At 70.2% G+C, this 7,857-nt stretch carries 7 protein-coding genes, 1 tRNA gene, 1 other RNA gene and 1 pseudogene; 6 read left to right on the top strand and 4 right to left on the bottom strand.

Translation table 11 applies throughout. The features are described from left to right. Positions 1-63: 63 nt before the first annotated feature. Complete coding sequence (locus AOK00_RS17480; RefSeq protein ID WP_055601239.1) at positions 64-852, bottom strand: VOC family protein; 789 nt, start codon at positions 850-852, stop codon at positions 64-66. A gap of 118 nt (positions 853-970) precedes the next feature. Then, a complete protein-coding gene (locus AOK00_RS17475; RefSeq protein ID WP_055601238.1) occupies positions 971-1,159 on the bottom strand; it encodes a hypothetical protein in 189 nt (62 codons plus the stop codon). A gap of 128 nt (positions 1,160-1,287) precedes the next feature. Between AOK00_RS17475 and AOK00_RS17470 the strand changes: the two genes are divergently transcribed. Further along, positions 1,288-1,920: a TetR/AcrR family transcriptional regulator gene (locus AOK00_RS17470; RefSeq protein ID WP_055601237.1), complete on the top strand. Its 633-nt coding sequence runs from the start codon at positions 1,288-1,290 to the stop codon at positions 1,918-1,920. 283 nt (positions 1,921-2,203) lie between these two features. Here the strand turns inward: AOK00_RS17470 and AOK00_RS17465 are convergent, their stop codons facing one another. After that, positions 2,204-2,752, bottom strand: a complete 549-nt coding sequence (locus AOK00_RS17465; protein ID WP_159041780.1) for a hypothetical protein — start codon at positions 2,750-2,752, stop codon at positions 2,204-2,206. A gap of 432 nt (positions 2,753-3,184) precedes the next feature. Between AOK00_RS17465 and AOK00_RS17460 the strand changes: the two genes are divergently transcribed. The 3 genes and pseudogenes from AOK00_RS17460 to AOK00_RS17455 all read left to right on the top strand — a co-directional run bounded on the left by AOK00_RS17460 (position 3,185) and on the right by AOK00_RS17455 (position 5,811). Next, the gene (locus tag AOK00_RS17460; protein WP_055601235.1) at positions 3,185-4,558 is read left to right on the top strand and encodes an erythromycin esterase family protein; all 1,374 of its coding nucleotides are present in this window, start codon (positions 3,185-3,187) and stop codon (positions 4,556-4,558) included. A 53-nt stretch (positions 4,559-4,611) separates the two neighbouring features. Continuing rightward, a pseudogene (locus AOK00_RS40395) lies at positions 4,612-4,940 on the top strand (transposase); the annotation flags it as partial. A 4-nt stretch (positions 4,941-4,944) separates the two neighbouring features. Next, positions 4,945-5,811 carry a site-specific integrase gene (locus tag AOK00_RS17455; protein WP_079042048.1) on the top strand — a complete coding sequence of 289 codons (867 nt, stop codon included), beginning with the start codon at positions 4,945-4,947 and terminating at the stop codon, positions 5,809-5,811. A 79-nt stretch (positions 5,812-5,890) separates the two neighbouring features. Here the strand turns inward: AOK00_RS17455 and AOK00_RS17450 are convergent. Next, positions 5,891-5,978, bottom strand: a tRNA-Ser gene (locus AOK00_RS17450). 229 nt (positions 5,979-6,207) lie between these two features. Here AOK00_RS17450 and ffs point away from each other — a divergent pair. Together ffs and AOK00_RS17445 are read left to right on the top strand one after the other, a co-directional pair. Beyond that, positions 6,208-6,306: signal recognition particle sRNA small type (ffs, locus tag AOK00_RS36405), an RNA gene on the top strand. Positions 6,307-6,476: 170 nt separating this feature from the next. Beyond that, a partial coding sequence (locus AOK00_RS17445) for a DNA polymerase III subunit gamma and tau (RefSeq protein WP_159041779.1) occupies positions 6,477-7,857 on the top strand: 1,381 nt, incomplete at its 3' end.

Here is a 7,857-nt window from a genome sequence, read left to right as displayed (position 1 = left end):
AACGCCGGTGGGCCGGGACGCCAACGCGTCCCGGCCCACCGGCGTTCACGGAGGAGGAGGCCCTCATACCGCCCAGGGCAGCGTCCGCGTGCCCTCCGTGCCCGGAACCGTCGCGTACCCGTCCGCCCGCATCGCGACATGTGCCTCCGCCGCCTCGGGTGCGTGGACCCGGCGCACCAGGTTCGGCGGCAGGATCACGGTCCGGCCGGCCGCGACCTTCTCGGTGCGGCCCCCGCAGGTGATCTCCAGGGTGCCGCTGGTGACCGTCCACACCTGTTCGCGGCTGATGGTGTGCTCGGGCCCGGTCGCTCCCGCGGCCATCTCCACCGTCCAGGTGCTGAGTTCGGTGCTGCCCCGGCTCGGCGCGGCGAGGCCGGTCATCGTGGCGTTGGGGGAGACGGTGACGGACTCGGGCGACGGGGTGATCACGTGCACGGCGGGTGCCTCCTCTTCGGCGGCGCTGGGATCGGCGGAGGGCGTGACCCATTCGACCAGCTGGATCACGACGCCGTTGGGGTCGGTCAGCTGGAACAGCCGCTCGCCCCAGGGCTCTTCGCGCAGTGGCATCGTGATGGGCGCGCCCTCGGCCCGCAGTCGGGCCTCTTCCGCCGCGAGGTCGGTGACGGTGAACGCCAGGATCAGGCCCGCTGCCCGCTGGTCCCGCTGCTCGGGCGGCAGGACGTCGGTGCCCCGGTGCAGCAGCACGATGTCGACGGCGGCGTCCTCACGGGTCAGTGAGGCGAAGCCGTCGGCCGCCATGGCCACCTGGTAGCCGAGGTGGGTGGTGAGGAACTCCCGGGAGGCGTCCACGTCGGCGACGGTGAGGGAGAGGGTGGAGGTAGAGACGTTCACGGCGGCTCCTCGGGAAGCGGGTCGGGTGGGCAGGTGAGCGGTTCGGCAGGTGTGCCGGCGTGCAGAGGTGCGGGCGTTCAGTCGTGCAGGCGGGCAGCCAGGCAGTCCGGTGCCGGTCTCAGTACGTGCGGCGCGGCGCCTGGAACCGGGTACGGGTCCCGTTGCGGTTCGTGCGCGGCAGCTCGCGGAGTGGGGGGCGCCGGGTGGCGGGCGCCGGCCCGGCGTCCTGGGCGGCGCCGCGCCTGGCGGTGCCGATGAACGCGGTGCTGGAGGCAGTGCTGAACGCGGCGGGGTCCTGCTTCGGCATACGCGGCCTCTTCCTTTGGGCTCTACGGTTCTACGGTTCTACGGGGCGATTTTTGCAACGGACGTAACTTTACGCACGGCCACGCGAATGCGTCAAGGATATTTTTACGTCGGGTGTAAGGTTCGCTCATGGGTACCGAGAGCATGGGACTCCGCGAGTCCAAGAAGCAGGAGACCAGGCAGCTGATCTCCGACCACGCCACCCGCCTCTTCATGGAGCAGGGCTTCGAGCAGACGACCATCGCCGAGATCGCCACGGCGGCCCGCGTCGCCAAGAAGACGGTCACCAACTACTTCCCGCGGAAGGAGGACCTGGCCCTCGACCACCACGAGGCGTTCACCGCGGCCCTGGCCCACGCGGTCGCCGGCCGGGCCGAGGGCGAGTCGCCGCTCGCCGCGCTGCGCCGCGAGTTCGCCGCCGCGGTGGAGACGTGCGACCCCGTCGCCGGCTTCGCCGGCCCGGAGTTCGCCCGCATGATCGCCGAGAGCCCCACCCTGAGCGCCCGCCTGCGCGAACTTCACGACCTGCGTGAGGAGGCCCTCGCCGTGGCCCTGGCGGCCGAATCCCCCGCCCAGGACCCGGCCGTCGCCCCCCGGGCCGCCGCGGCACTCCTGGGCGCCGCCCACCGCCTGCTGTTCCAGCGCATCCAGGAGCTCACCCTCGCCGGGGAGCCCAACGCCCGGATCGCGGCCGTCGTGGCCCCGGAGGCGACGTACGTTTTCGATCTCCTCGAAGCCGGCCTCTCCGCCGGGGAGGGCTGACCGCCCCGGACAACGTCGAAGGCCCCGCTGCAAGCAGCGGGGCCTTCGACATCGTGCCCGGTGAGGCACTGGCGGAGGATACGAGATTCGAACTCGTGAGGGGTTGCCCCCAACACGCTTTCCAAGTCTGTTGGAGCAGATCAGGTTGTGTTCGCGGCCGTTCACGAGGGTTCAGGGGCGTTCCGTCCATCACGGGAACGCCCAGCTCGTACGGTCGTGAACGAGGGTGGACGGAGATGAATGAGACGGGAACTGAGACGGCGTGGACGTGTCCGACCCCGTGTCACTCTGCAATGCGCATGAGTACGTCCTTCCGGCTGGTTGGGTTCGCAGCGATGTAGTCGAGTACTGCGGACCAGACGTCGGGACGGTCCATTTGACGAACGATCGCTTCCGGGGACATGGCGTCAGCCTGGTTGGGAACCGGCCTGGCGCCGATCATCCTCCGATACGCGGTAGCTGTGATCCGAGTCCGACCGTTGGCTAGCGCGGCATCGATCATCGTGCGAAGGGCGTCCCATCGCTGGTGGTCGGGCATGCCTGAGCGCGAGTAGTCGAAGGCGGCCTCGCGAAGGACCGTGTAGGACACGCTGACGCGCCCGAAGACGTGGTCACGCATCGGGAGACTCAACCACTTCGCCAGTGCCGCGCAGTCCCGTCCCAGATCGACTGACACCTTCAAGCGGGAGGCCGCTCGGTTGAAGGCGGTGGAACGCCAGCCGCCCTTGTCAGGAAACTCACGGAGTAGTTCGTCACCGATGGCGATCCGTGTCGGCGCGTCCAGCTCTGCCATCGACCCGCGAGGCTGATCAATGCTGAAAAGAGTGCTCACAGCTACTTGCTACCAACTGTGTGTGGTGCTCGCGAGTCGCGTGGTTAGCGTTCCTCCTCACGAGTGATCGACAACTTCGCCCCCGCGCTAGGCGTGCCGCACGCCTCTGATCCGTAGGCGGGTGCACCTCCGGGCTGTGCGCCAGGGCCGACTCTGCCGCCGTTCCCCAAACCGCGGTACCTCTCAGAGACAGGCGATTGCGGAGCTCCGGGTGACTTCAGGGAGAAGCCAGCCGGATACGGCGGCCGACGGGGGCCGACCACCAGTCGCCGATAGCCGCTCGACTCCAGCCGAGCGACCTGCTTAACGCCCGTTCACGACCAGGAGCGGGGTCCTACCACCCCGCCCGTCGGCGGGTGGGGCAAACCCCCGGGCCGATCGGGGGGTGCAGCGGATGGTGCGAGGATCTCCCGGGCGGCGAGGGTTGGGGCCATGATCACACGCAAGTTCCTGCTCGCCGCTCTGCTTGTCCCGCTCGGTGCCACCCTGGCTGTCGCTCCGGCCGCCTCCGCCGCCGCTCCACCCGCCGCGTCCGCGGCGTCGGCCTCACCCGACGCCGTCGCGTTCCGCTCTCCCGAAGCCGCCCTCGACCGGGTGGCACACCCGCTGCGCACCACCGAACCCCGGGGCAACGTCGCCGACCTGCGCCCGTTCGGCACGATGGTCGGCGACGCCACCGTGGTGGGCGTGGGCGAGGCCACCCACAGCTCGCACGAGTTCGTCACCCTCAAGCACCGGATGCTGCGGTACCTGGTCGAGGAGAAGGGCTTCCGCACCTTCGCCCTCGAAGCCGCCTGGAGCAGCGGACTGCGGATCGACGCCTACCTCACCCGGGGCGAGGGCGACCTGAAGCAGATCATGGACGAGGAGTTCCAGGGCACCTACCGCTGGTGGAACAACGCCGAGTACCGCGACCTGCTCCAGTGGGCGCGCTCCTACAACATCCAGCACCCCGGTGACCCCGTCCGCTTCGTCGGCGACGACAACGGCTTCGCCGGCCCGCAGCTGTACGACAAGGTGAACACGTTCGCGGCCGAGTCCAGCCCCGAACTCGCCGCGCAGATCACCGAGCTGTACCAAGGACTGCGGCCCACCATCAGCGCCGAGACCTACGTCAACGACTACTTCGCGAAGCCGCTCGCCGAGCGCAAGGCGATCGCCGAGCGGACCGGCCGTGCGGTGGACCTGCTCAAGCAGCACCCCGGTGCCGACCCCGACGCCCATGCCTGGGCCGTGCAGCACGCCAGCGCGATTCACCAGATGACCACCCTCTACGCCTTCGACTGGGACGACCCCCGGAACATCCCCGGCGCCATGCTCTACCGCGACCGCGTCATGGCAGACAACATCGCCTGGTGGCAGCAGCGCACCGGCAGCAAGATCATGATCTCCGCCCACAACAGCCACACCGCCCTCAAGACCTACGCCCCCGCCAGCCACCCCCGCGTCCAGGGCGAGTTCCTGCGCGAGCAACTGGGCACCGGCTACCTGAGCGTGGGCCTCACCTTCAACCAGGGCACGTTCAACGCCTTCAACCACGACGGCGCCCCGCAGCGCTTCACCGCCGCACCCGCCGCACCCGGCACCGCCGAACACACCCTCGACAAGGTCCGCCACCGCGACTACGTCGTCGACCTGCGCACCGCCCCCACCGCGGCCCGCGCCTGGCTCGCCGAACCCCACACCATCAAGAACATCGGCGCCACCTACCCCGGCATCGCCGACGCCCCCCAGATCCGCCTCACCCAGACCCACGACGTCCTCATCCACCTCCATCAGGTCCAGGCCGCCCACATGCTCAACTAGGACTCGCCCGCCCGATCATGTGACTATCGCTCTACTCGCTCGTTGGTTCGAGCGTGGGGCGGGGTGATCTGACAGACGTCGAGTGGGAACGGTTGAGGCCGTTCCTGCCGGTCAGCAACAGGCGTTGTGGCCGGTGGCGGGACCGTAGGCAGGTGATCGACGGGATACTGCACCGGGTGCGGACCGGCGTGCAGTGGTCTACGAACGCCACCGGCTGTGGTCGGCCGACGGGACCTGGGAGCGCCTGCTTCGGCAGGTCCAGGCTGAAGCGGACGCGGCCGGTGAGGTCGACTGGGACATCTCGGTCGACTCCACCATCGTGCGCGCCCACCAGCACGCGGCCGGCGCTCGCACCAATCCGCCACCAGCCCTTTCCTCGAAGGGGGATGGGCGAGGGGAACGGCAGCTCCGCCGGGACGGCCCATCACGTGCACCGCACGGTGAGAGTCGCCCTGGGTGAAGCGGTCCGGCGAGGCCACGTCGCGAAGAACGTCGCCGAGATCGCGAAGGCCCCTCGGCTCGAAGAGGAGGAGATCGAGCCGTACTCGATCGACGAGATCCAGCGACTGCTGTTGGAGGCGTCCAAGCTCCGCAACAGCACCCGATGGGTTGTCGCGCTCGCCCTGGGGCTGCGCCAGGGGGAGGCGCTGGGCCTCAAATGGGAGGACGTCTACCTCGACGCCGGGTACCTCCGCATCCGCAAGAACCGACTGCGGCCGAAGTACGAGCACGGCTGCGGCGGCACCTGCGAGCGGAAGCCCGGCTACTGCCTGGAGCGCAAGCAGATCCGCCGGGAGTTCAAGAACACCAAGTCACGCGCCGGCCGACGCACCATCGGGCTTCCGGTCCCGCTCATCAAGCTCCTCGCCAAGCACCGGGAAGAGCAGGAGCTGGAGCAGAAAGAGGTCGGTGCCGAGTGGGAAGACAACGGGTACGTCTTCGCTCAGCCGACTGGCAGGCCGCTGATCCCGAACACCGACTATCACCACTGGAAGAAGCTCCTGGAGGACGCCGGCGTACGGGACGGGCGCCTGCACGACGCTCGCCACACGGCCGGGACGGTTCTCCTCCTGCTCGGCGTCCCCGACGTGATCGTGGACGCGATCATGGGCTGGGAGCCGGGAGGGTCGGCGCGAATGCGCGCCCGGTACATGCACATCACCGGACCGATGCTCCAACAGGTGGCCAAGCAGATCGGCGACGCGCTCTGGGGCGGCCCCGAGGAGAGCGAGGCCACCGCCGAGAGCAACTGAGACGGAAACTGAGACGGGCAACGAAGAAGGGCCCCACCGCGAACGGTGGGGCCCTTCGACATCGTGCCCGGTGAGGCACTGGCGGAGGATACGAGATTCGAACTCGTGAGGGGTTGCCCCCAACACGCTTTCCAAGCGTGCGCCCTAGGCCTCTAGGCGAATCCTCCGCCGCGAACATTACATGACCGAAGAGGGTGCTCGCGAACTCGATCCTGGTGGGGGGTGGTGAGGGGTCCGGGGACGCGCCCGGTGGCCCGCCCGACGATGGCTCGGCGACGTCTCGGCGATGTCTTCGGCGGGTGCCCGGCGAGGTGCCCGGTGAGGTGCCCGGTGAGTCGCCCGCAGGGGAGCGAGGGGGCGCGGGCCTTCGGGGGGTTCGCCATCGGGTACTCTGGGCGAAGCCCCTCACGCGGTGCTATCTGACTGAACTCCCCCAGGGCCGGAAGGCAGCAAGGGTAGGTCGGCTCTGGCAGGTGCGTGGGGGGCGCTTGCGTTCCCGTACGAGGCGGGTGCCGCGGCAATGGCCGGGTGGCGAAGGCCGAGGCAGAGACCCGGTCGGCACGGACCGGGTCAGTGACCGCGGCCGCACCCCGGCCGGCCGCCGAGGCCGTGGCCGGTGGCGGGTTTTTCCCGGGTTGTCGGTGGGCGCCTATAACCTCGTACATGTGTCGTCTCTCGCGCTCTACCGCCGCTATCGCCCCGAGTCCTTCGCCGAGGTCATCGGGCAGGAGCATGTCACCGACCCGTTGCAGCAGGCCCTGCGGAACAACCGGGTCAATCACGCGTACCTGTTCAGCGGGCCCCGCGGCTGTGGCAAGACGACCAGTGCGCGCATTCTCGCCCGGTGTCTGAACTGCGAGCAGGGGCCGACGCCCACGCCCTGCGGGGAGTGCCAGTCCTGCCGCGACCTCGCGCGGAACGGGCCGGGGTCGATCGACGTCATCGAGATCGACGCCGCCTCGCACGGTGGTGTGGACGACGCCCGTGACCTGCGCGAGAAGGCGTTCTTCGGGCCCGCGTCGAGCCGGTACAAGATCTACATCATCGACGAGGCCCACATGGTCACCCCGGCGGGCTTCAACGCCCTGCTGAAGGTGGTCGAGGAGCCGCCGGAGCACCTCAAGTTCATCTTCGCCACGACGGAGCCCGAGAAGGTGATCGGGACGATCCGGTCCCGGACCCACCACTACCCCTTCCGGCTCGTCCCGCCCGGCACCCTGCGGGAGTACCTGCGCGACGTCTGCGGGCGCGAGGGCATCCCCGTCGAGGACGGCGTGCTGCCGCTCGTCGTGCGCGCGGGCGCCGGTTCCGTGCGTGACTCGATGTCCGTCATGGACCAGCTCCTCGCCGGAGCCGCCGCCGACGGTGTGACGTACACCATGGCCACCTCCCTGCTCGGCTACACGGACGGCTCGCTGCTCGACGCGGTCGTGGAGGCCTTCGCCGCCGGGGACGGCGCCGCCGCGTTCGAGGTCGTCGACACGGTCATCGAGGGCGGCAACGACCCGCGCCGCTTCGTCGCCGACCTCCTGGAGCGGCTGCGCGACCTGGTGATCCTGGCCGCCGTGCCCGACGCCGCCGAGAAGGGGCTCATCGACGCCCCGGCCGACGTGATCGAGCGCATGCAGGCGCAGGCGTCCGTGTTCGGTGCCGCCGAGCTCAGCCGGGCCGCCGACCTGGTCAACACCGGTCTGACCGAGATGCGGGGCGCCACCTCGCCCCGGCTCCAGCTGGAGCTGATCTGCGCGCGCGTGCTGCTGCCCGCCGCCTTCGACGACGAGCGCTCCGTGCAGGCGCGCCTCGACCGGCTGGAGCGTGGTGCGGCCACCGGGCCCGCGCCCGTCTACACGCCCGGAGCGGCCGCGCCCGCCATGGGGTACGTCCCCGGGCCCGACGCCCACACGCCGATGGCCCCGCCCCCGCCGGCTCCCGCGCCCATGCCCGTACAGGCTCCGCCGCAGGCCGCACCGGCACCGGCGCCCGCGCCCGAGCCGGTCCAGGCGCAGCCCTCCGCCCCCCGCCCCGGTGCCTGGCCCGGTGCCGCCA

The sequence above is a fragment of the Streptomyces aureus genome (assembly GCF_001418135.1).
GTDB classification, from domain to species: domain Bacteria; phylum Actinomycetota; class Actinomycetes; order Streptomycetales; family Streptomycetaceae; genus Streptomyces; species Streptomyces aureus_A.
The sequence above is the reverse complement of the archived record's forward strand: the minus strand, read 5'-3'. Positions and strand labels throughout refer to the sequence as shown.